19 protein-coding genes are annotated in these 25,119 nt (G+C 35.4%); 6 read left to right on the top strand and 13 right to left on the bottom strand.

Going from position 1 to position 25,119, the window contains the following annotated elements; all coding sequences use genetic code 11:
- Window positions 1-90 precede the first annotated feature (90 nt).
- From ACJJVP_RS03585 to ACJJVP_RS03570, 4 genes are all read right to left on the bottom strand, one after another.
- Window positions 91-1,572, bottom strand: a complete 1,482-nt coding sequence (locus ACJJVP_RS03585; protein ID WP_405410797.1) for a SusD/RagB family nutrient-binding outer membrane lipoprotein — start codon at window positions 1,570-1,572, stop codon at window positions 91-93.
- A gap of 9 nt (window positions 1,573-1,581) precedes the next feature.
- On the bottom strand, window positions 1,582-4,683 hold the full coding sequence (locus tag ACJJVP_RS03580; protein WP_405410795.1) for a SusC/RagA family TonB-linked outer membrane protein: 3,102 nt from the start codon (window positions 4,681-4,683) through the stop codon (window positions 1,582-1,584).
- A gap of 144 nt (window positions 4,684-4,827) precedes the next feature.
- Window positions 4,828-5,952 carry a family 10 glycosylhydrolase gene (locus ACJJVP_RS03575; protein WP_405410793.1) on the bottom strand — a complete coding sequence of 375 codons (1,125 nt, stop codon included), beginning with the start codon at window positions 5,950-5,952 and terminating at the stop codon, window positions 4,828-4,830.
- On the bottom strand, window positions 5,936-7,027 hold the full coding sequence (locus ACJJVP_RS03570; protein WP_405410791.1) for a carbohydrate-binding family 9-like protein: 1,092 nt from the start codon (window positions 7,025-7,027) through the stop codon (window positions 5,936-5,938). Before ACJJVP_RS03570 ends, ACJJVP_RS03575 begins: the two co-directional genes overlap by 17 nt.
- A gap of 562 nt (window positions 7,028-7,589) precedes the next feature.
- Here ACJJVP_RS03570 and ACJJVP_RS03565 point away from each other — a divergent pair.
- The 4 genes from ACJJVP_RS03565 to ACJJVP_RS03550 are packed head-to-tail and all read left to right on the top strand — an operon-like array spanning window position 7,590 to window position 11,126.
- Window positions 7,590-8,459 (top strand): sensor histidine kinase, encoded by an 870-nt coding sequence (locus ACJJVP_RS03565; protein ID WP_405410789.1) that lies wholly within the window; start codon window positions 7,590-7,592, stop codon window positions 8,457-8,459.
- Window positions 8,456-9,169 (top strand): LytR/AlgR family response regulator transcription factor, encoded by a 714-nt coding sequence (locus tag ACJJVP_RS03560; protein ID WP_405410787.1) that lies wholly within the window; start codon window positions 8,456-8,458, stop codon window positions 9,167-9,169. The genes ACJJVP_RS03565 and ACJJVP_RS03560 overlap by 4 nt, the downstream gene beginning before the upstream one ends.
- Window positions 9,170-9,178: 9 nt before the next feature.
- Complete coding sequence (locus ACJJVP_RS03555; protein WP_405410786.1) at window positions 9,179-9,892, top strand: tRNA1(Val) (adenine(37)-N6)-methyltransferase; 714 nt, start codon at window positions 9,179-9,181, stop codon at window positions 9,890-9,892.
- 55 nt (window positions 9,893-9,947) lie between these two features.
- Window positions 9,948-11,126, top strand: coding sequence for an acyl-CoA dehydrogenase family protein (locus ACJJVP_RS03550; protein ID WP_405410785.1), 1,179 nt, complete (start codon window positions 9,948-9,950; stop codon window positions 11,124-11,126).
- Between the two features lie 141 nt (window positions 11,127-11,267).
- On the opposite strand, the gene ACJJVP_RS03545 is transcribed toward ACJJVP_RS03550, so the two are convergent.
- The 6 genes from ACJJVP_RS03545 to ACJJVP_RS03520 form a co-directional block, all read right to left on the bottom strand.
- Entirely contained in the window at window positions 11,268-12,623 is a 1,356-nt protein-coding gene (locus ACJJVP_RS03545; RefSeq protein WP_405410783.1) for a GH1 family beta-glucosidase, read from the bottom strand.
- A gap of 74 nt (window positions 12,624-12,697) precedes the next feature.
- Window positions 12,698-13,732 (bottom strand): glycosyltransferase family protein, encoded by a 1,035-nt coding sequence (locus ACJJVP_RS03540; RefSeq protein ID WP_405410781.1) that lies wholly within the window; start codon window positions 13,730-13,732, stop codon window positions 12,698-12,700.
- Window positions 13,729-14,592 carry a UDP-2,3-diacylglucosamine diphosphatase gene (locus tag ACJJVP_RS03535; RefSeq protein ID WP_405410779.1) on the bottom strand — a complete coding sequence of 288 codons (864 nt, stop codon included), beginning with the start codon at window positions 14,590-14,592 and terminating at the stop codon, window positions 13,729-13,731. The genes ACJJVP_RS03540 and ACJJVP_RS03535 overlap by 4 nt, the downstream gene beginning before the upstream one ends.
- A 239-nt stretch (window positions 14,593-14,831) precedes the next feature.
- On the bottom strand, window positions 14,832-17,129 hold the full coding sequence (locus ACJJVP_RS03530) for an FdhF/YdeP family oxidoreductase (protein WP_405410778.1): 2,298 nt from the start codon (window positions 17,127-17,129) through the stop codon (window positions 14,832-14,834).
- Between the two features lie 83 nt (window positions 17,130-17,212).
- Entirely contained in the window at window positions 17,213-17,578 is a 366-nt protein-coding gene (locus ACJJVP_RS03525) for a DUF7009 family protein (protein WP_405410776.1), read from the bottom strand.
- A 266-nt stretch (window positions 17,579-17,844) separates the two neighbouring features.
- On the bottom strand, window positions 17,845-18,723 hold the full coding sequence (locus ACJJVP_RS03520; protein ID WP_405410774.1) for an NDP-sugar synthase: 879 nt from the start codon (window positions 18,721-18,723) through the stop codon (window positions 17,845-17,847).
- A 144-nt stretch (window positions 18,724-18,867) separates the two neighbouring features.
- Here ACJJVP_RS03520 and ACJJVP_RS03515 point away from each other — a divergent pair, with 144 nt between their 5' ends.
- Window positions 18,868-20,220, top strand: a complete 1,353-nt coding sequence (locus tag ACJJVP_RS03515) for a Gfo/Idh/MocA family protein (RefSeq protein WP_405410773.1) — start codon at window positions 18,868-18,870, stop codon at window positions 20,218-20,220.
- A 9-nt stretch (window positions 20,221-20,229) separates the two neighbouring features.
- Here the strand turns inward: ACJJVP_RS03515 and ACJJVP_RS03510 are convergent, their stop codons facing one another.
- Window positions 20,230-21,414: an AEC family transporter gene (locus tag ACJJVP_RS03510; RefSeq protein ID WP_405410771.1), complete on the bottom strand. Its 1,185-nt coding sequence runs from the start codon at window positions 21,412-21,414 to the stop codon at window positions 20,230-20,232.
- Between the two features lie 122 nt (window positions 21,415-21,536).
- Window positions 21,537-22,727, bottom strand: a complete 1,191-nt coding sequence (locus ACJJVP_RS03505) for a pyridoxal phosphate-dependent aminotransferase (protein ID WP_405410769.1) — start codon at window positions 22,725-22,727, stop codon at window positions 21,537-21,539.
- Between the two features lie 515 nt (window positions 22,728-23,242).
- Here ACJJVP_RS03505 and ACJJVP_RS03500 point away from each other — a divergent pair.
- Window positions 23,243-23,716, top strand: a complete 474-nt coding sequence (locus ACJJVP_RS03500; RefSeq protein ID WP_405410768.1) for an Lrp/AsnC family transcriptional regulator — start codon at window positions 23,243-23,245, stop codon at window positions 23,714-23,716.
- Here ACJJVP_RS03500 and ACJJVP_RS03495 read toward each other — a convergent pair.
- Entirely contained in the window at window positions 23,713-25,104 is a 1,392-nt protein-coding gene (locus ACJJVP_RS03495) for a Gfo/Idh/MocA family protein (protein WP_405410767.1), read from the bottom strand. The two genes, ACJJVP_RS03500 and ACJJVP_RS03495, sit on opposite strands and share 4 nt — an antisense overlap.
- Window positions 25,105-25,119: the final 15 nt, after the last annotated feature.

Genomic DNA, 25,119 nt, shown 5'->3' with positions numbered 1-25,119 from the left:
AAAAAGGAGAGTTTCCTCTCCTTTTCAAACACAATAAAATTAACTCAACGATTATGGGAGGTTTCACTCAAAAACCAAACTTAATTATTGTTACTGCACATCCCACCAAACTCTTGTGGTGAGAACATCAGGACCCTGTATAGCAATTGCAGCTGCATAGTTATCTGGGTTATTACTTTGTTCACTTTCAGAATATGTCAATCTTCTTGGTATTGTACCGTTGGTAACATTACCTGGATAGTCTACAGGTGTAAGAACAGGAAAACCAGTTCTTCTCCAGTTAGAGAATGTCTCGTATTCATTTAAAAAGGTGGCAGCCCAATATTGTGTGTTTATTTGTTCTAAGGCATTTGTCGAATCATAAGGATTAGCCGTTAGGTAATCTGTAATATCGGCATCGGCGATAATGGCATCTTCCCCATAAAGAGATAAATGTTTCATTGCTGCGGTGACACCATTGTTATAGTGAGCTTCTGCATCACCTGCAAGGCCCCATCTCACATTGGCTTCCGCTAACATAAATTCAACTTCGGCATATGTTTGAAAAATCATAGGGGCAGATTCACTAGTAATGATATTTCTGTTAGGCTCTGCATAGGCATCGGTATTATCTTCGCCCGTCATTTCTAAAAGCATAGGCAAATCTAAACCATTAGGGAAACCGACTAAATCATCTGAGATAGTACTTCCATCACTTCTTCTTGCCGCTAAAATTGGCAACCTAGGGTCTGAACCACCTTGTAAAAAGTCTATGAATGTTTTACTCATTCTAGGGTTGTCATCAGCGGTAAATACTTCCCCAATACCGTTTTTGTTATTAGCATCGTGCTGTAGATAAAAGATGTCTTCGTTAGATGTCATAACACCACCCGAAATTGCTTTTGTAACCCAGGCTTGAGATGCGGTTGGGTCTACTTTTATTAACCTAAGCCCTAAGCGTAACATTAAAGAATTGGCTAATTTTTTCCATTTTTCTTGGTCTCCATTGTAGATTACATCAGCAGATCCGAAATCAGATATTCCGGTTCCTAAAGCGGCAGAAGCTTCTTCAAGTTCATTTAATAAATCTGGATAGATTTCACTTTGTAAGTCATATTTAGGTAGATAAATACCTTCGATTACGGCTTTTCCAGCTTCGCTATAAGGAACATCGCCGTAAAGATCAGTAAGTCTAGAATATGTGAAAACACGTAATATTTTTACGATAGCTTTCATTTCTTCAGGAGATTCTTCCTCTTCTAGTTGTACCGTTAAATCTTCAATGGATTTTACGGCATTGTTATAATATCTATCAAGTAATGATGAGGCATAACCTTTGTTCCAAGTGTATTTGTCACCACTCCAATAGCTAGCAGTTGTGGCAATATGCTGCATCATGGTAGATTGATAAATCATACCAGCTCTCCAGTTATCATATCTTTCGCTAGAAATGTATTTCATAACAGCAGTTAGCTTATTGCTAGAAGCAACCTGGGTAGGCTTTGTAGGGTCGACATTTAATTCTTCAAAGCCGTCGTCACATGCACCAATAAAAAGTAGTGCGAACAGTAATATATATATTGATTTTTTCATAGTTCTCTTTTAAAACTTAACATTGATAGTTAGACCGTAACTTCTAGAAGATGGAACCCCGAAATATTCTAAACCTTGCGAGTTTCCTACAGAATATGCGCTTTCTGGATCGATATTGTCAACACTTCTTTTGATATAAAATAGATTAGAAGCAATTAAGGAGACATTTACATCAGTTAAAAATACGTTCTCTAAAGATTTCTGTGGTAAAGAATAGCCAATACTTAATTGTCTGAATTTTATGTAGTCAGAATCTTCTACGAATTCTTCTGCGATGTCTGCAATTTCACTATAGTATGTAGAAAGATCTTCAGGGGCTACTGTTGTTGTGAATGCTGCTCCTGTCTGGTCAACACCTGATACCGTTAATCCATTTTCTCTACCTTCTAAAGTATTTTTATGTAACCCGTTGCTGTATAAAATAGTGTTGGTACCAGAAAATACTTGTCCGCCAAATTTACCATCAATCAAGAAATTCATATTAAAATTCTTGTATCTGAATGAGTTAGTGAAACCAAGAGTTAAAGGAGGTACGCCTTCACCTAATATTTTACGTTCACCTTCTACGGCAATAGGTACGCCGTCACCATCAATTTCGTAAACTATTGTTCCATTTTCGTCACGTTCGTAAGATACACCTACTATTGTTCCATATGTTTCGCCAACGATATGCGTTATTCTTACATTTTGTGTTCTAGGTTCATCTAAGTTTACATCTGAATTTACGTCATCTGTTGCCTCGACAAGCCCTTCATTGTAAGCCCCATTTAGTGTTACATTCCAAGAAAAGTCATTAGTTCTAATTGGAGAACCACTAATTAAGAATTCAATACCTTCATTGCTAACCTTACCTAAGTTGGCACTTGCACTTTCATAACCAGAATATATTGAAGTGGCTACATCTACAATGTCATTGGTTGTTTCATTGCTATAATATGCAACGTCAAAAGAAAGCCTATTATTGAAAAATCTCATATCCAAGCCAATTTCAGTTTCACTTTTGCTAAATGCAACTAGATTAGCGTTTGGAACCGTGCTGCCATTAATTTGACCTAGTGGTTGACCGTTGATAGGGTTTCCGAAAATCTCATAAGTTAAAGCTAAAGAATACGCATCATCTGCACCACCAGCTACTTCAGAATAACCACCTCTAAGCTTCAAAAAACTTATAAAGGAAGGCATGTTAAAGGCATCTGATAATATTAAACTACCATTGATAGAAGGATAAAAATCATCATTTGGAGTTGTTTTGCCAGGGAATGACAATGTTGAGAACCAGTCATTTCTACCTGTGAAAGTTACGTATGCCCAACGATCATATGATAATTCTAATGAACCGTATATGGATCCTATTTTTCTTTCGGAATAGTCTCTACTTCTTGATTGACTAACTGTGTTGCCTATATCTTCTAGACCAGGAACAATAAAATCAGTTCCGCCTAAATATAGATTTTCAGATTTAACGTGGTTGTTGTTCGCTCCTACAAGAGCAGATAAAGCAAACTTATCTGTTATATTTTTTTCTGCAGCTAAAATTAAATCAGCATCAACTTGATTGTATCTTCTTTCTTCTTCATTAATACTACCTAAGGGTATGTATGCAGTACCAAATGGCTCTACAGAAGTTCTTCTGATGATGTCATTGTCTATACCGATTCTACCGGTTAATGATAACCAATCTAAAATGTCATATCGTAAAGATGTAGACGCTATTATTCTATTTCTAACATCGTTATTACTGAAATTGTAAGCGGCAAAATAAGGATTGGTTAAATAGGTGTTGTTCGAAAACCCTCTTTCTGTTCCATCAGCATTTGTTGCTGGTTGTAATGTTGTGACATCAATGTTACCTGGTAATAGTGCGACAGAATAGTTTGCATTACCTGGTGAATCTGATAGTCTAGGTCTATTTTGAACCTTTTCTATAATGTATTTTGCATTTACGTTGCTGGTAAGCTTTTCACCTAAAATTGCACTTGCATTTAAAGAGAATGATTTTCTATTTAAACCTGCATTTGGTAGAACATCTTCATTTGTTAGATCAGATGCAGATAGTCTATAGGTCATATTTTCAGAAGCGTTTGTAATTGCAACTGTATTAATAAAGGTAGAACCTGTTCTATAGAATTTATCAACGTTGTTGCCTGTATATTCATAAGGTCTAGAAACTCCATCAAATTGTATAGAATTTGCGCCGTCAAAAGCTTCGCCCCATGAAGATGTACCTGCTTCTAAAGCAGCTTCTTGAGACCCCGGTCTTACGCCTCTTACACCTTGGCCATATTCTGTTTGAAAATCTTGTAGATCAGTATTGACATTGTCAAAAGTGACCGAACTGCTGAATTCTACTCCAAAACCCTCTTGACCTTTACCTGATTTGGTGGTTACTAGAATAACACCGCCTGCAGCTCGTGAACCATATAATGCTGATGCCGCACCACCTTTAAGAACTGAAATGGATTCGATGTCATCTGGATTTAAACTCGAGATACCATCACCGCCATCGGAACCGCCCCATAAACTAGCAGAACCATTATTGCCGTTTCCAATAGGAATACCATCGACAACATATAACGGTTGGTTGTTACCAGATAATGAACTTGCCCCTCTAATTACAACTCTACTCGATCCAGCAGAACCAGTTGAATTTTGTGAGATGTTTACACCTGCAATTTTACCTTGTAAAGAATTAATTGCATTTGGTGTTTTAATAGTGGCGATTTCTTCTGCATCAACTTCTGTTAATGAATACCCCAATGCTTTAGTTTCTTTGCGAATACCTAGTGCAGTTACAACTACTTCGTCAAGTTCGCTTGCATCTTCTGCAATGGTAGTGTTTACGTTTGATCTACCATTTACACCTACTTCTTTAGTCTTATATCCCAAAGAAGAGAAAACTAAAATTGAAGTAGCATCTACGTTAATCGAATAATTACCGTCAAAATCGGTGGAAGTTCCATTAGTTGTACCTTTTTCAACTACGTTAACACCTGGTAAAGGTGATCCGGTATCATCTGTGACTAGGCCAGATACGTTTTTGTCTTGACCAGTTGCTACTTGAAAAAAAAGAAGCAACACTACGGTCAAAAAACTAAAGAATTTTTTGTTCATAAATGAGTGAGTTATGTTAGTTTGTATTAAATACGATTATAAGGTGAGCCATATTCTACTAAATCATTAAAAATTTCGACAAGTAACTATTGTGAAAAGCTTAACAACGTGTTAATAAAAAGTAAAATTAAAGATATGAAACGATTACTTTGGGTTTTGTGAAGCCTTAATTACCTGCCATTGATCATCGGTAATCGCGGGTCCGTCAAAAAAAGAAACTCCGTTGGCCCCGTTACTTCTTGCTTGATGAATAGCTTCGGTTAACTGATTCGTAGTCATTTCTGGCACATAAATGCCGGTGTGTAATTCCGTATTTCTTCCTTTTAAATCTTCTACACCCTGTTTTGTAGCATAGCCGATCCAATCAATTTCTTCGTTATAGAATTTGTTGTAGATCATTGGTAAAACAGCATCTATATTCCATTTATCCCATCTTTGGCGTACCATATGGTCTGCCATTTCTGGATAGGGAAATACTGCGGCTGTTAATATTTTATTGTTTTCATGGGTAATTCTATATGCCTCGTCTACAATAGCTTTGACTTTGTTCAACCTAAAATTTTTCCATTCCATATCAATAGCAGGATTAATAAAATTATTCGGGTTTTTATGATGTTCTTTTTCGAATTCAGATGTACATACATCACAATAACAGAAGTCATATTCAGGTAGCTCGGTTTCTTGCTCTAAATCGTATTTAGGAAGTAGTCCAATAGGTAAAAAAATGTCCGAGTATCTTATGTAATCTAAGTGAAAACTTGCAACACCCTCTACTTTTGCCAATCCTTCAATTAGCCTTAAAATATGTTCTCGAGATTCTTTTCTGGTGGGGCAAAGCCACTTATAATATCCTACATATGGTGGGTCATCAAAACAAGATTTGCCATCTCTGCTTACCGCATACCATTCGGGATGTTGTTCTGCGATTTTGTCTCCGGGTCTGTTCATGGTAAACATCCAAGCATGTACTTCAAGGTTATGTTTTTTTGCAATTGGCACTAACCTAGCTAGTAATTCTGGATCACCATATGTGTTGATAAGTATGGCATTCAGGCCATTATCTCCATATTTTTTAAATTCTTCGTCAAAAGAATCGTCGGTTCTGGTTTTCTCTGCGGTAATCCACGTCCAAAGTTTAAATGGCGTTTCTTTTAAATTATAGTTTTCAGTGGTGGATGTTGTGGCTGTTTCTTTCTTTGTTTCACAAGAACTATTCAGGGCAAAGATGAAGAGCACAAAAAATGGTAATAGCTTAGTTGGTTTTATCATGATAAATTTCAAATTTTCCATCAGAGTGTATGATGAGTTTATTATTTGTAAAGGGACTTTTTACCCAAATATCAAATCCGTAATTATTCTTTTCTAAAATTGCTGTAATTTTTTTTCCTTTAATAGTTTTTGGTTCTTTTTGTAATGCTCCTCTATTGACTGCCCAACCTTTGTTATTGTTGTTTTTTAGAGACCTGTACAGTTCGTACATATACCATTTTATATATTCGTCTTCAGGAATGGTGAACTCAGTTACGCCTGAATCTTTGTTGAAATAGATATAGCCCCAATGTTCTGGTTCATGCATGTTTATAACACCTTGTGGAGACCAGACCCAATTGTATTCTGGTAGAAAATTTCCAGAATTATCAGTTTTTCTAGAGTACTTGCCATTGTTTAAATCAAAATTCCAATTCACTCGAGAAAAATTTATCCTCCAAGATTTATTTACTGGAACTTGTGTGTTTCCGCCTGGCGCTGTCGTGAATGACCATGGTATTGCAATTTCTACTGACCACCCTTTATCTATATCTGTCGCATTGTTTAAAGTTCCATTTACATGAACTGCAGTTTTAATTCCTTTAAAATCCCACCCATCTAAAATATAACCATTGTTTCTGTATGGCTTGGACAAATAAAGATCCCAAATAGTATTAAGAGCATTCATTTCAAATTCATAATAATTATGAGTGTCGCCATCTGGGTCTAGAAAGATTTCAAAATCATTATTGTAAAAAATAATTGTGTCTTTTTGTTTTAAGGTTCCCCAAACATGTGGTTCTTTTAATTCGGCAAAAAAATAGATATTAAAATCATCCCAAAGCATTTTAAACTTTGTGTCATACAATGGTTCTTTTATTCCTTCTATATCGATGAAGTTACTAGACCAGTCGCTTTTTTTCCATGAAGCTTCGTCCATTTTACCATCAATTTGGATGTCTTCATTAGTGTTTTGAACTACGTAGGTTTTTGGTATTTCTTGTGCGGCCAAAGAAATGGATCCTAAGTATAGAAGAAATAAAAGTAGAGCAATTGCCTTTTTTGATTTCAAAGAATTTTTATTGATAATTGCCATAACTCTATTTTTATAAATAGTTATTAGATAGTTGATAAAGTGGGGTAGTTAAAGTCAATAGAACATTGTGTGCTAGTAGGATCCTATACAAGTTAATTCTTCTACTTTAATTTGTTCTGCTAGAAGAGTAACTTTGAGAATTGCGTGTTAACAATTTATCTCCTGCAATTTTGGGGTATGCTAATGTAGTTTTTAAGTACATTTAACCATAATTAATTTTTTACCTGTTCTATTATTGATACTGAATATTTTTAAAAAATTGAGGAATCTGAAGATTTTTAGCCTAACAACAAAAGATTGATGCTCAACGTCAAATAAAGTCAGTGAAAAAAAGTGCATTTAGCCTATGGATATAAGATTAAGAAAGTTTTTGCGTAAACCTAAATTCTTTGGCACAAGTGAAATTAAACCATGGCATCATTTTTTATTTTGGTCAATTTATTTCATCTTTAATACCTTTCGTTGGTCATTCATTCACAATGATTTTTTACTTTCTCTGCAAACCAATTTAATAGGCTTTCCTATACATATGTTTTTGGCGTATTTAAATGCATATTATTTAATGCCAAAGTTTATTTATACTCAAAAGTATGTTCAGTATGTTATCTACATTCTTTTGTCATTATTTATAATGTTATTGGTAAAATATAACTTAACCTATTACTTAGTTAGTACCGATGTAATGCCAGAAAGTTTAGAGATAATAGACAGTTTAACAGTAGGTTATGCTGTACAAACAATGATAGGTGAAGTTTATGTGATTTCTTTCTTTACGGCTATAAAACTTACCATAGACTGGCTAAGAGAAAGTAGTAAACTTCATGATTTAGAAAAACGACAACTTAAAACGGAACTTCGATTTTTACGCTCACAAGTTTCTCCCCATTTTTTCTTTAACACTTTGAATAATATATATTCGTTAACGCTAGAAAAATCTGATCAAGCACCAGAAGTAGTTTTAAAGTTGTCTGAGCTAATGAGATATCTTTTATATGCAACAAAAAAGCAACGGCAAGATTTAACGAGTGAAATTAATTGTATAAGAAATTATATAGATTTGGAGCGTATTCGGTTCGATGATTCATTGAAGGTTGATATGAATATTTCTGGTAATCTTGATAATTGTAAAATTCCACCAATGTTATTGATTCCGTTAATCGAAAATTGCTTTAAGCATGGAGCAAGTAAGAATATTGGTGAAATGAAAATTATAATTGATGTTAATGTAGGGGGGGGATTTATGGATTTTAAAGTATCCAACTCAATTCCTTTGGTGAAAGAAGAATTTGTTTATCCTGTAAAAAGAGGAGGTATCGGACTCTCTAATGTGAAAAAGCGCTTAGAGTTAGGGTATGGTAAAAATGATTATGATTTAAAAATTTTTGAGGAGAATAAGATGTTTAATGTTTTTTTAAAGCTTAAGGTGTTATGATTTTGAAAGTGATAGTAGTTGATGATGAACCGTTAGCAGTAAATGTGCTTAAAAACTACATAGAAAGAGTAAAAGAATTGCAATTAGAGGGTACTTTTTCTAATGCCCTCGATGCATCGACTTTTTTGAGAGACAACCAAGTAGATATTATGTTTTTAGATATTAATATGCCATATCTAGACGGTTTAGAATTTTTGAGTACCCTACATAATAAACCTTTTGTCATTATGACTACGGCTCATGAAGAGCATGCCTTAAAGAGCTTTGAACTTGAAGCAATAGATTATTTGGTTAAACCAATTTCATTACCGCGTTTTTTTAAATCGGTTGACCGTGTAATTGGTCTTAAAAAAGGTTCGGGTAACGGCACATTAGAGAAGGAAGAGAAGCCGTCTATTTTTGTGAAAGTGGATAAAAAGAAACTTCAAAAAATATATCTTGATGAAATTATGGTCATAGAAAGCCTGAAAGATTATATAAGAATTATAACGCCAACAGCTAAGTATATTATTCACAGAACTCTTAGTAGTTTTACAGATGAATTACCTGGTGATAATTTCATTAGAATTCATAGATCATATACCATAGCCGTTGATAAAGTTAGTGTAGTTGAAGGTAATAGTGTAGAAATCGGGGGTATTAGATATACTATTGGCAGAAGTTATTTGGCAGAAGCAAAAAATAGAATTTTAAATGATTTAGCAGATTAATAATTTATTTTGGGCGAACTCTTTAAATTTAAACAATTCGATATCAATCAAGACCGTTGTGCCATGAAGATTGGTACCGATGGAGTGCTTTTAGGAGCTTGGGCAAATGTTGAAAATGGCCCAGAATCTATTCTTGATATTGGTACAGGTACGGGTGTTATTTCATTAATGTTGGCACAAAGATGCTCGGCTGAAGTAATTGACGCCTTAGAAATAGATGCGGATGCCTATGAGCAGTGTGTAGAGAATTTTGAATTATCACCTTGGGGTGATCGATTATATTGTTATCACGCTGGTCTAGATGAGTTTGTTGATGAAATTGAAGATCAGTATGAGTTGATAGTCTGTAATCCTCCATTTTATTCAGAAAATGTTACTTCTGGAAATTTACAGCGTGATCAAGCAAGGCAAAATGAATTTCTTCCTTTTGATGAATTAATAGCGGGAGTTTCAAAGTTGTTAGTTAACGATGGCGTGTTTACCATAATTATACCATTTAAGGAAAAAGATGTTTTTGTGAAAATGGCATCGGTTTTAGGTTTGTTTCTAAATGAGTGTCTTCATGTAAAGGGAAATCCTATAGCAGACATTAAGCGTGTTTTGTTAGCTTTTTCCCGCAAAGAGAAGGAATGTAAGGTATCAGAATTAGTTATTGAAACTGATAGGCATGTATATACTGCTGAGTATGTGGACTTGACTAAAGAATTTTATTTAAAAATGTAACTTTAGTGCGGTAAAATGTTATATTTCTTTAATTATATTTGATAAAAGCATTGTTATGAGACCAGATTTATTTGAAGCACCAGACTACTATAATTTAGACGATTTACTTTCGGAAGAGCATTTGCTAGTTCGCGATGCTGCACGCCAATGGGTTAAGCGAGATGTGTCTCCGATAATTGAAGAATATGCCCAAAAGGCAGAATTTCCAAAGCAGATAATAAAAGGTCTTGCTGAAATTGGAGCTTTTGGACCGTACATTCCTGAGGAATATGGTGGTGCTGGTTTAGATCAAATAAGTTACGGACTCATCATGCAAGAAATTGAAAGAGGAGATAGTGGTGTTCGATCTACGGCATCTGTGCAATCTTCTTTGGTGATGTACCCGATTTATACTTATGGTACGGAGGAACAACGTAAAAAGTACTTGCCTAAATTAGCTTCTGGTGAATGGATGGGTTCCTTTGGGTTAACAGAGCCTAACCACGGCTCTAATCCTAGCGGTATGGAAACCAAGTACAAAGATATGGGCAATCATTATTTGTTGAACGGTGCCAAACTTTGGATTTCGAATTCACCTTTTTGTGATATTGCTGTAGTATGGGCAAAGAATGAAGAAGGTCGTATTCACGGTTTAATCGTTGAACGTGGAATGGAAGGTTTTACTACGCCAGAAACGCATAACAAATGGTCTTTAAGAGCTTCGGCTACGGGAGAATTGATATTTGATAATGTAAAAGTACCAAAGGAAAATTTGTTGCCGAATAAGTCTGGATTGGGAGCGCCTTTGAGTTGTTTGGATTCCGCGAGATTTGGTATTTCATGGGGTGCAATAGGTGCTGCTATGGATTGCTATGATACGGCATTAAGATATGCAAAAGAGCGAATTCAATTTGGTAAGCCTATTGCAGCAACACAATTGCAGCAAAAGAAATTAGCGGAAATGATCACCGAAATCACCAAGGCGCAATTATTAGCGTTTCGTTTAGGGCAATTAAAAAATCAAGGTAAAGCTACTTCTGCACAAATTTCCATGGCGAAAAGAAACAATGTAGAGATGGCCATTAAGATAGCTCGCGAAGCAAGACAAGTGTTGGGTGGTATGGGCATTACAGGTGAGTATAGTATTATGCGCCATATGATGAATTTGGAAAGTGTAATTACGTATGAAGGTACGCATGATATTCACTTGTTAATTACGGGTGCCGATATTACGGGTATGCCTGCTTTTCAATAAAGTAACATTTTGCTATGATATCCTTAACATGGCTTAAAGAATGACAATATATCTTTGCATTGCGCAAGTAAGATGTGTGTATGTTAATTTTGGATAAAAGCTTGAGCCGGTGGGAGCATCGGCTTTTTTTGTGCCTTTATTTTAGTTGGAAAGGAATTGAGCAAACCATTTACCTGAAGATTTAATTGTTCGTTTTAGTGTTTTAAAATCAATATGTACCAATCCAAATCTTGGATGATAACCTTCTGCCCATTCAAAATTATCTGTAAAAGTCCACACGAAATAGCCGTGAATATTTAAACCTGCTTGTTTTGCCTTTAAAACTTGAGTTAAATAACGTTGTAGATAGTCGATCCGTTTCGTATCGTTAATGTGGAGACCATCTATCTTATCTTTAAATGCAGCTCCATTCTCGGTGATAATTAATTTCTTTATTTGTGGATAGTTGCTAAACTTTTCAATCATATTGTAAATACTAGGTGGGTATACTTCCCAATCCATCAATGTAGTAGCAACGTTTCTTTTACTGGCTTTTATAATCTTGGCTCTTATGTAGGGTACTAAAAGGCTGTATTTTACTTTTTCGCGTGTATAGTTCTGAATTCCTATAAAATCAAAATCGAACTTACAATCATCCATATCCGTAGATTTAATATAGGGCTGTAGTTTCTTTAGAACCGGAGCTTCTTTTGTGGGGTAACCCAAACCAATTGTTGGCTCAATGAATAAACGATTGAGTAAGGCGTCAACTTGAATCGCAGTTTTTCTATCTCTTTTGTTCTGTCTATAAGGTGTAATCTGTGAACATGAAAATGTGGTGCCAATATGAGCATTAGGTACTAGTTTCCTAAGTATTCTGCCACCTTCTGCCTGACAAAGAACTGCATGGTGAACAGCTGGCAGAAAATTTTTGAGTCCTTTTTTGCCGGGTGCATGTACACCTAAAAAATATCCTGCCCCTGTAAAAACCATGGGTTCGTTCATTACCATCCAATTTTTCACCCGGTCGCCAAAAGCATTGGCGCATACTTGGGTGAATTCTGAAAACCATGTTACGATTTGTCTATTCGTCCATCCTCCTTTTTTTTCTAAAATTTGAGGTAGGTCCCAATGATATAAGGTAATCCAAGGGGTGATATTTTGCTCCAAACAAAAATTTATGATATTATTATAGAATTGTATACCAGCTTCATTAATGGTTCCTGTACCATTAGGTAAAACCCTTGACCATGAGATTGAAAAGCGGTAGTTATTAATATTCATGGATTTCATTAATAATATATCTTCCTTGTACTTATGGTAGAAATCACAAGACACATTTGCGTTTTCTCCGTTAAGAATCACCTTTGGTGTGGCGGTAAACTTGTCCCAAATAGAAGGTTCTTTACCATGTAAATTGTGTGCACCTTCAATTTGGTATGCTGCCGTAGATACTCCCCATGTGAAATCTTCACCAAAATCTGATGCGTTCAAAATGGTTTCTTTATGTTTATTCAATGATATGGAAGGCTTTTAGGGAATTACACGATAATCGAGATTTCAATGCTTCGATGTTTGTGTCGAAATAGTAATTACATTTTTAATTCAATGCCCGGCAAACTTGTCTCGAGGTTACTTACTAGAGATTCTTCTAAAAGTTTAGAAACGATTTGATTTGTCATATCCGGGTAATTAACAGGTACAATTGTATCGTTATCTAACCAGTGCTTTACTTTGTCTAGATGCTTTTTTTTGAGTGATTTTATAACTGGAACTCCCATTTCTGCTAAAGCTGCCGCATTGCATTGTTGTTCATATTGCCCTTTCATAGGTATAACAAGCAGTTTCTTTTGCATGAACAGACTTTCTGCGGGTGTCTCAAAACCAGCTCCACATAGAACACCTTTACTAGAAGCCATACTTTTTACAAAAGCCTCATTGGTAATGGGTTTTATATGAATATTTTTATTGAAATATTCATAGGTATTGTGTTTGGAAAAAACTTCCCATTTTGTGCTCTTCATTTTACTTAAAAAATTCAATAATTTCTCATCACTGTATGAAGGGAGGTATACCGTGTAGTGTTCCCCTTTTGTAATTGTTGCAGAACGAATGTCATCTCTAATAATGGGTGTGTAAATATTATCTTCATAAGACTTAAAGTGTAAGCCATATTGTTGACTGGTGGGCGCGTAATTGTTTAAAATCCATTTGCCCATTCTATCTTTTTTCTTTGGTTTTGGTGCTAAATCAGATAAAACTGCAGCTTGGTGGCTAAAGCTGTAACAGGGTTTGTTTTTTAACTTACATGCCCATGCCGTTACAGGTTCAAAATCATTTATGATCAGGTCGTAATCTTCTACAGGGATACTCTTTATTTCTTTCTGTAAGCGCATAGAATTCGCCCTGTAATAGGTTTTCCATACATCTACACCTCCTTTTTTGCCGAAGATAAAACTAAGCCCCTTTAGCTGATATCTAACAGGGTAGGGTAACTTGATATCTGCCTGTATGCCACTAACCAAAATGTCTAACGAGATGTTGTGTTTTAAAAGTGCTGGTATTACGTCTCGCGCTCTACTTAAATGTCCGTTTCCGGTACCCTGAATTGCATATAGTACTCTCATTTACTCTGCTGTGTCATTCCACTAATTCTAAACTCTTCTAGCAAACTTTGAAAAAGCTCTGCCTTTTCTAAGACAAACGTTTCCTCCTTAACATCCTCTTTATGGTCTATGGTAAGCTGGTCTTCTAGATATGAATAGAGTTTCCACTTTCCATTATGGTATTCTAGCGCAGTTAAGTTTTCTATCCAATCTCCAGAATTAAGGTAGGTTACCTCACCTTTTTCTGTTTTTATATTACGAATTTCCGGTTGGTGAATATGACCGCAAATCACGTAGTCATATCCGTTCTCTATGGCAATATCCGCTGCAATCTGTTCAAAATCATTAATGAACTTGACGGCAGATTTTACGCCGTTCTTAATTTTTTTGGACATAGAGATAGGTCCCTTACCTATTTTCTTGCTAAAAAAGTTTATAGCTCTATTCAATAAAATCAAGAAATCATAGCCTTTAGCACCAAGTTTTGCAACCCATTTAGAATGTTGCATGGTTACATCAAACACATCGCCATGAAAAATCCATGCTTTTTTATTTTCAAGCGGAATCACCATTTTGTTTACAATGCTTAAAGAACCCATTCTATTTCCAGAAAACTTGCGCAAAAGCTCATCATGGTTGCCTGTTACATAATGCACGGGAATTCCTTTAGCTACCCATTCTAATAGAAGCTTGATCACCTTCATATGAGATTTAGGCCAGTAGCGCTTACTAAATTGCCAGATGTCTACAATATCACCATTGAGAATTACTTCTTTTGGCTTAATAGATTTCATATATTTTAAAAGCTCTTTGGCGTGGCAGCCATATGTTCCTAAGTGAACATCAGATATGACCACAATATCAACTGGTCTTTTTTTCATAAAATGGTTGGAGGTTTTTGAACTGAAACTTTTAAGAAAGTAAAGGGGGGCAGATTGACCTCCAACTTGGCATTAAATGCAAGAAGGGTATGTAAGAAAACGGTCAATTCAATAGATTTCATGTACTGAAACATATGACCGTAAAGTTTCAAAAAATAAGTGAACAGATAGGTTACTACTAACTTATTTTTGAGTTACCAGATTGTTATGTAATTGAATTTCAGTGGTATGTTGCTTAACTATTTCTTTACTAATCTCACCTTAACCGATTTGCTTATAGGTGTTTTGCTACGATCTGCGAAATGGTTGTAAGGCACTAGTACGTTGGTTTCAGGAAAATAAGAAGCTAAATTACCTGACGGAATATTATATGGCACAACCTTGAAATTATTTGCGGTTCTAATAATTTCATCATAAGTACTGGTAATATCTACAACATCTAATTTGTTAAGCCCTACGGCTTTCATGTCATTAATATTCATGAAAATTATTCGTCTTGCATTATATACTCCTCTGTAACGATCATCTAAACCATAAATGGTGGTGTTGAATTGATCGTGAGAACGAATGGTCATTAACATGTATTCGTCTTTTGCCAATTTATGTTCTGGTAATTTATTAATGGTAAATTGAGCCTTTCCATTGGGCAGCATGCTAAAGTCTAACTCACGAACATTATTTGGTAAGTAATAGCCAGCACCAACAGAACGTTCTTCTGTTTTGCTGAAACCTTTAGCTACTTGGTCTATTTGGGTTCTTATTAATTCATAATCATTTCCAAGCATTTGCCAATTCATAGAATGGTCTTCACCAAAATAAGCATAGCCCATATTTGCGATTATCTCTGGTTCGCTCATAATGGTATCTGCTGCCGGTTTAAGTATTCCTTTAGAGCGTTTTACACGCCCCATACTATTTTCGACGGTAAAATGACGAGGTTTTCCGTCTTTCATGTCTTTCTCTGATCTGCCAATAGTAGGTAGAATAAGAGCTGTTTTACCGGTAATTAAATGTGTTCTGTTCAGTTTTGTACTGATCTGTACGGTAAGGTCACAGTTTTGAATACCCTTTGCAGTATACTCGGTATCTGATGCTGCCATTAAAAAGTTACCGCCTAAACACATAAATACTTTTGCCTTGCCTTCATACATTGCTTTTAGGGTGCCCACAACGTCAACACCTTCATGATCTGGCGGTGTAAAACCTAAGTGTTCTTTAATACGTTCGTTCATTGCCTTATCAACAAAATGCTGAATACCAACGCTGCGGTCTCCTTGTACATTGCTATGACCACGAACAGGGCAGGTACCGGTATTTGGTTTGCCTATGGCTCCCTTAAGTAAAAGAAGATTAATGAACTCTCTAATATTTTCTACACCATTTTTATGTTGGGTCAGTCCCATCGCCCAACACACTATAATTTTTGATTTGTTAGCTAGTAATGCTACGGTTTCATCTATTTTTTCTTCAGATACACCTGTTTGTGCTAATAGCTCTTTTGAGTTGTAGTTTTTTAAATCAGAAATTAAAGACTCATATCCATCTGTATATCTTTCAATGAATTCATGGTCAAAAACATCATTTGATTTTTCTTCTATTGCGACTAGTTTCTTCAATATCAATTTCACTAAGGGTATGTCTTGGTTAATGTTGACCGGTAAATGAATATCGGCCATGTCTTCGCCGCCCCCGATCCACCCACCAAGGTGCTGTGGATTTTTAAAATTCACTAAACCTGACTCTTCAAGCGGATTTATACTTATCACCTTACCACCGTTCTGCTTGCATTTTTCTAAAGCAGATAACATTCTTGGGTGGTTGGTGCCTGGGTTTTGACCCACAATTAAAATCACTTCAGCTTCATATAGGTCTTCTAAAGTTGTAGAGCCCTTACCTATACCTAAAGTTTCGCCTAAAGCAACACCGCTACTTTCGTGGCACATGTTTGAGCAATCGGGTAAATTGTTGGTGCCTAATGCGCGAGCAAACATACCGTATAAAAATGCAGCTTCGTTGCTAGACCTGCCAGAGGTATAGAAAATAGCCTCGTCGGGATTATTCAATTTTTTTAATTCAGCTGCTATTAAATCAAAAGCTGCTTGCCAAGAAATTGGTTCGTAATGAACACTACCAGGTTTTAAGACCATAGGCTCTACCAAACGACCAAATTTATTTAACTGGTAATCGGTCAGTTTAGATAATTCTTCAACTGAATTTTTTTGAAAAAAACTTGTGCTAATTTTTTCTGTAGTTGCTTCATCACCCAAGGCTTTTGCTCCGTTTTCGCAATATTCTGCAACAGGTGATGGATGTTCTGGGTCTGGCCATGCACAACTAGGGCAATCGAAACCATCTTTTTGATTCATGCTAAGTAATGTACGCATGGATCGTAGAACGCCCATTTCTTTAAAAGTATGTTTTAAAGCCTCTCGAACTCCTAAATACCCAGCGGCATGTGTAATGGGGTCTTTTAATTCTATTTCAAGAAATTCTTCTGATCCTCTAAATGATACCTTGCGTTCTGTTTTTGCATCCATACCTTAAACTTAGTAAATGTTCAAGTAAAGAGGGCATCCAATACTATTAAAACTGTTTTAAAAGCGTTGAAATGAAAAGGAAGTTAACTCAGCTTCGGGTTAGGGTAGTTGTCAGACTGGTCTTCGATGGTGTTATCTAAACAGGTAAAATCTTTTTCCAATAATAAATAAAGGTCATTTCCTGAAGATGTTTTCATGGTATGATCATACGTAATAATATCATTAGTAAACCAGGTCTTTCCTGTGGCTTCTGGCATTTCTAAAATAATACTATTATTTTCAAAGCTGATGCGTAATTGTTCTATAGCGCTGTTTAGAACTACACCATAATTGAATTTAATAATTCCAAAATTAGTATGGTCGTTAATCTTTCCGTTTTCAGAAAGCGATTTTACTTCTGTTTGAGTAAGTCGAAACCGAATGGAATCACCTTTTATTCTAATTTTCATAGCTCTAAATTGAGTTCACAACAAAAATAGACCATCTGACAACAAAATATAAGCAGTTGACATCAATTTGTTTTTAATATTTAACCTTACTTGTACATTTACAATGTTATAAAAAACGAATTAAATTTTTTCATTTTCATATAGTGTTCTCGTAAAAGAGTCCGTTCTGTAAAGATCGGACTCTTTTTAGTTTACGTCAATATATAACATAAAAAAACCCGCTAAATTTATATTTAACGGGTTTTTGATTTATAAGTGTAAAAGGATTATTTCCAAACAGGAGCAGGGTATTTACCTGAATCTGATTTTTCTTTTAAACTATTCATAGCTTTTTCTTTATCACTTGCATAAGTAACACCGAACCAATCTCCACCAGAAGGAATACATTTCACTTCAATTTCTTTAGCCTGTAACATTTCTTGTATCATGAAAGGAATATACAGTTCACTACCTGCGATTTGTGCATCATCTTTTAAGAAAGTCCTGAATTCAGATTCTATTTTGTTAAAGATAGACGGTCTGCAAACCCAAAAATTCATGCTTGCTTGTTCATCACCGGTAAATTCTAAGTTGGTATCCTCATCAATGATGTTATTCTCTTTTTGAACAAGTTTAAGTCGCTCTTGAACAGAAACAAGGTTGTCTCCATTTACTTCGCAAACACCTCTAGAAACAGATCCATGCTCAGATAAGGTGTCTTTTAAAGTGTACCCTAAAAGTGCGTATGCTTCATTATCTGATTTCATGAAATCAGCCGCTTTTTTGTATGCCGCTTGTCCGTAAAAATCATCAGCATTAATAACAACAAATGGTCCGTCGATAACTTTTCTAGCTGTCCAAACGGCATGGGCAGTACCCCAAGGTTTTTTACGCTCACCTGTAAAAGTAACTCCGTCAGGTAAATCAGTAAGTTCTTGAGCAAGAACATTTAATTTTATATTTCTAGGAATTCTTTTAGAAAGATGCTCTTTTAAAAAAGAAACATTTTCCTTTTTTGTAATCACTACAATTTGTTCGAAATTATTTTGAATGGCGTCATATATGGCAAACTCCATTAAAAATTCTCCATTTGGTCCTAAATCATCAAATTGTTTTAGCTTCCCATATCTACTACCGCTACCGGCAGCCATTAAAAGTAATGTCATAATTTTCTGTATTTACGGGGCAAAAATAGCGAATGTGATTAAAATTCATACCAATTTTCGATTGTAACCTTATTAAAGTTGATGATATGTTAATGTGGGTCGGTAACTTTTTATAAATTGAGTGTTCTTAAAAATTTATGACTAATGGCATCAAGACGAAGTTTTATAAAGAATACATCATTGGCGGGAATGGGACTTTTTGCAGTACCAGGTTTTGCGCATAATAATTTTAGCCCTGCAGATAAACTGAATGTTGGTTTAATAGGTGTAGGGTTAAGAGGAACAAACCATTTACAGAATTTGTTGCTTAGAAAAGATGTGAATATTACTGCTATTTGTGATGTAGATGCAGATAGAATATCCATTGCTAAAAAATATATATCTGAGGCTAAAGAAAAAGAGCCGAAAGTCTTCGGGTCAAATGAACTAGATTATAAAAACCTTTTAGCACTTTCGGATGTTGATGCCGTAATTATTGCAACACCTTGGTTGTGGCATACGCGTATGGCCGTTGATGCTATGGAAGCTGGTAAGTATGCAGGAGTTGAAGTTTCTGCTTCTAACACGATAGAAGAATGTTGGGATTTGGTAAATACTCATGAGCGCACAGGTACGCACATGATGATATTGGAAAATGTGAACTACCGAAGAGATGTATTGGCAGTATTAAATATGGTAAAACAAAACGTGTTCGGGGAAATGGTGCATTATAGATGTGGCTATCAGCACGATTTACGACATGTAAAATTTAATGATGGTAAAACAGCATATGGAAAGGGAGTAGAGTTTGGTGATAAGGGAATATCGGAATCAAAATGGAGAACAGATCATTCGGTAAAACGAAATGCTGATGTATATCCTACACATGGTTTAGGACCTATTGCCGTAATGGCAAATGTTAATCGTGGTAATCGATTTATGTCAATGACCTCGCATGCATCTAAAGGAATAGGGTTGCACAATTACATTGTAAAAGAGGGTGGTGATGGTCATCCTAATGCAAAAGTGAAATTTAAGCAAGGTGATGTAATTACTTCCACAATAAATACCGCAAATGGAGAAACAATCATAATAACGCATGATTGTAATTTGCCAAGACCTTATTCTTTAGGTTTTCGTGCACAAGGTGCAAACGGACTCTGGGAAGTTGATGGTAGTAGAATTTATGTGGAAGGAGAATCTGAAGCTCATAAATGGGATGATGCACAACCTTGGTTAGATAAATATGACCACCCTCTTTGGAAAAAATATGGTGAATATGCCTTAAATGCAGGTCATGGTGGTATGGACTTCTTTGTATTGAATTCTTTTATAGAATCGGCGAAACAGAGTATAGCACCGCCATTAGATGCTTATGATGCTGCGGCTTGGAGCGCAGTTACGCCACTTTCTGAACTTTCAATTGCTAATAACGGTGAGCCTCAAGATTTTCCTGATTTTACTCGAGGTCTATGGATGAAGAGAACACCTTATCAATGGATGAAAGAAGCTTATTAGATTTCGATTTTAACTTGCTTTGGCCTCGTTTAGAGATTTTTTTTCATAATCAATCTTGGAAATTGTTAAGTTAGAGCTCCTTTTTAACGTTTCATCACTGGTCTTATGTTCGCGGTTAAAGATGAAATTAAAAGACTTAAATATATCTGGAGCAAATGTAATCACTAAAATAATTGCTCCTGAACCAAGTAAAATAAGTGGGTTGATGAAATACTCACTAAAAGAGAATATTCCAATAATTAATAGAGTCGAGAATGGGAGGGAACATGCCAAAATATTCAATCCGAAATTTACATCGAAAGTAGGATTTGGTTGTTTGTCTTTTTCCTCCATGGAATGTATTGCACTCATATGTGCAAATGGCCAAAAGCTGCAGGCACTTTGAGGAAAAACTACCAAAAGCAAAATCATAGCTGGTGTTAAAGCGGGAATTGTAAAAGCAAAAAGTCCGCTTAATAAAAAAGCAAGTCCCATTCTTCGAAAAAGCATAGAGATAATTAATTTAAATTCCCCTCTATTGATTCTAACAGCCATACCAATGAAAAGTAATACTAACGGAGTCATTAAATCTTTAATGCTCAAAGCAGTATTTTGAAAAAATGTGGGTAAGGAAGAAAGGTTTAATCCAAAGCCTAACATTAATAAACCAACTACTATAACTATGTTTATGGGTTCGTTGATCAATGAAATAAAAAGCCCTTTTAATTTTGCTGAAGAAGATTCTTGTTTTTCGATGACTGCGTTTTTTCTATACCAATGCATGGCTAACATGTAAAGTAGTATTAGAACAAATATTTTGTTTCCTATATCTGCTAGCGCAGCCAATGCTAAGGTGTCATCACCTAAATAGGCTACGATAAAAGGAAAACATGAAAGACCAGGTGCAGTAGAAGGTAAAAGCATCATTAAGGTCCGTTTTTTACTTTTCTCTTCTTTGTGTAAAGATGTTGCCAAGAAGTATTTTGTCGCCAATAACATGAGAAGATTAAAAGTTAGAGCTACTAGTGGATAAACTAATAAAGTTCCATTGAGTTCTATTTTTAATAGGGCTACAAATATTGTTGCAGGTAGCGCAACACTTAGAATAAGAACTTTTACACCTTTTAAATCTTGCTTGGCAACCTTTTTTTGTAAAAATACTCCAATACCTATTATTAATACTAGCTCAAGGGTTTTTTGAAGTGCAAAATTCATATGTTGGAAGGTTTCTTATTTCTAGTGTATGTAAAAAATCAATAATAGTCACTAGGAGCTGAATTCAGGTTTTTTGTGTCAAGGCAATCATCCTTTCTTTCAACTCCTGGACTAATTCAAATTTAAACGAGCACTTTTTCTAGTGCAGTCGTGAATAACTTCATTTCGTCCATAGTACCCATACTAACTCTGCACCAGTTCTTTCCATAGATTTCAAAAGCTCTTACTCCAATACCTTCGGCGGTCATTTTTTCTAAGAAAGGTTTACCGTCCATTTCTATTGGAAATATTATAAAACTTGTGGAAGAGGGAACATACTCAAATCCTAATCTATCAAGGTTCGCGTACACATATTCTCTACACTCTTTATTTAATTCTCTAGTTTTATTTTTAAAAGCAACATCTTCCATACTAGCCATTGCTGCATAAACAGAGGGTAACGAAATTCCCATACCGCCACGCGTAATTTTCTGAATAATGTCTAAAGTTTCTGGTTGCGCGACAACATAACCTACACGTAAACCTGCCATACCTTGTATTTTAGAAAAAGTACGTGCGATAATTACATTTTTTCCTTCGTTTATAAGTGAGACCATACTCTTTTCAGCAGCGTCATCTAAAAAACCTAAGTATGCCTCATCAATGAAAATCGGTGTCTTTTCAGATACGCGAGAGCAGAAATCAATCAATTCTGCATGGTCTGTCATACTACCTGTTGGGTTGTTGGGGTTGCAGATGTATACTAGTTTTGTTTCATCATCAACAGCAGCTTCCATAGCGGCCAAATCGTGAGACCAATCTTTTTTAAGTGGTATAGGCTTCCATGTTGCACCTGTTGCCTCGGCAACTTTTATAAGTGACATATAAGCTGGGTCAGCAGAAACGATATTACCTCCATTTTGAAAAAATACCATGGCCGTTTTCTCTAAGAGATCAGACGACCCCGGACCCATCATAATATTCTCTTGCTTAACCCCTTCTTCAACAGCAATCTTATCCATCAATTGATACAACTCTTTCCAAGCGTAACGATTTCCTTTAGGCGCATATTCTTGCATTGCAGATACTGCCATAGGTGATGGACCGTGTGGGTTCTCATTTGCATTCAATTTTGCTGCAAGTTCCAATGGTTGTGTTGGTGCGTATGGTAAAAATTCCTTGAAAAAAGGTGTATAAGGAATATTGCCTTTTGCATCTAAGGTGATAGTTTGTGAAGGAAAAGCTCCATAGGTTAAATATGGTGCCGCCATAACACCCGCTGCAGTAAGTACTCCTTTTTTAAGCCAATCTCTTCTGTTTACTGTTGTTTTCATATCTGTTTAAGTTTGAAAGATTAGAATTTGTTTTTTTTGTTTAAAACAATGGCTTCCAATCAAGTATTTTGAATTTTGTTGTAACCGTTTTTAAACTGGTATAATGTTGATTTAACTACAAGAAATACAAGTATTTCTGGCTACACAATATTATCAATTGTAGTATAGAAATAAAAACAACCTTAATTATATTGAAATATAAATTGGGTTGTAGTTCCATGATAAATTGAATTATCACTGGTATTTTGTCAATAAACTATCAATATTTTAATTTATATGCCCTTATAATTTTAAAGTATGTAGAATTGATATTATTTCAGCAAAAAGTACTTTTTATGTATTTGTCAATTTGATTAGTAAATAATAAACAATACGTCATTAATTGGCTTTTTTATTGCGGTATTATTACTAAAAAATACATAACTATAAATTAAATTTGTTAAAATAGGTTAAAACCTTACAATAGTTCAATAGGAATTGAATTTTATTGTGGAGGATGTTTTAATATAGAACAGATGAGGAATAAATTAGACCAAGTTGATTTTAGTATTTTAAATATTTTGGCAGAGAATGCACAAACACCATATACGGATGTCGCCAAAAAGCTAATTGTTTCTCCGGGCACCGTTCACATGAGAATGCGAAAAATGAGAGAGATGGGTTTGATAACAGGAGCCACTTTAAGTTTGGATTATGCCAAAATGGGCTGGAAAATGACCATCTTTTTGGGTATTTTTCTTAGTGAAATAAGCCTATTTAAAAAAGTAATGAAACGGTTAAACGATATTGAAGAGGTAGTGAAAATACACCACGTAACCGGTAAATATGACATTTTTATAAAAATGCATGCTAGAGATAGTTTTCACTACAAACAAGTGTATCAAGATGAAATTCTAAGTATTTCGGGTATACGTGGTATAGAATCTTTTATTTCAATAGAAGAGAATTTGGAACGCCATATTCAATTCGTAGACGTAGAAGAAGATTAAATTAATTTCATTTCTGTCGGGTTCCAGTTTACAGGTTGTTTTCTAGAATAGCTTTCGTTCGCCAATAGAGCCGCACCTGCAGCTCTTAATCCAAATTTTGGATCTTGAATTACACTGCCGCTTGTTCTAATAGCAGTAAAGAAATTATAAAAATGGTCATAATGAGCTCCTTTATAATTTCGAGGGGCTTGCCAAGTAGCACTTCCTGTTTTTAAACTGCTTGCTCTTGTATTTAAATTTTTAGAAGCATATTCTTTATTAATTTCTTTTTGCATGTCTTCGGTAAACGAAATCATAGAATAGCCAGTTGGTTCTAAACTTAATTTTGAACGATTTACAGTAACTGAATTTTGACCTACTTCCATTTCACCTTCGGTGCCAATTAGTTTAAAACCTCCCCCACCGCCACTACCGGCAATGAAATTAATACGAAAGGCTGCATTAAAAGGAGCATGGGTTTCTGTTTTTGGGTAGTCGTACAATGTAATAGAAACATCTGGCACATCTCTACCATCTTTCCAGTATCGTAATCCGCCAGTTGCTAAGGCCCTATTAGGACCATCTGAGCTTATTACGTAATTCAGCGTAGAGAATGCGTGAACGAACAAATCACCGGCAACACCTGTACCGTAATCTTTATAATTTCGCCATCTAAAAAAACGATTGTTATCGTAAGTCACTTTAGGTGCGCTTCCTAAGAAAGTATCAAAATCAACAGTTAGCTTATTTGCATCTGTAGGTATTGGATATTGCCATGCACCTTCGGCAGAATATCTATCGTTATACATATCTAGCATTACAATATCACCGATTGCCCCGTCTTCATAAAGTTCTTTTGCTTTTTCATTGCCAAGAGAAGCCATGCCTTGACTACCAATTTGGCATATTTTGCCAGAGGCTCGTTGGGCAATAATAATTTCTTGACCTTCTTTGAAGTTTTGAACCATAGGTTTTTCGCAATACACATGCTTACCTGCTTTTAAGGCAGCTACGGTAATAGTCTGGTGCCAATGGTCTGGAGTGGCAATTAATACGGCATCAACATCTTTTCTATTTAAAATCTTACGATAATCTCTTGTTACAAAAATGTCTTCACCCCAAAGTTCTTTTGCACGTTCTAGTCTACCGGTATATAGATCACACGCAGCCACCAATTTCACTCCCTTTACCTGTAAGGCTGCTTGGGTGTCATAAATACCTTGAATGCCAGTGCCTATAAGAGCTATGTTAATTTGATCATTTACACCAAAGTCTTGATAAGAATAATCTCTGTATAATAGCTGAGTTTCATTTTTTGATGTTGCAAGAATAAATGGAGCTGTGCTCAATGCGGCAGAGGTAATTGAAGCTCGTTTTATAAACGATCTTCTTGAATTTTTACTAGTCATGTTTTAAGTTGTGTT

This window comes from Maribacter sp. Asnod1-A12 (assembly GCF_045063735.1).
Taxonomy (GTDB): Bacteria; Bacteroidota; Bacteroidia; order Flavobacteriales; family Flavobacteriaceae; genus Maribacter.
The sequence above is the reverse complement of the archived record's forward strand: the minus strand, read 5'-3'. Positions and strand labels throughout refer to the sequence as shown.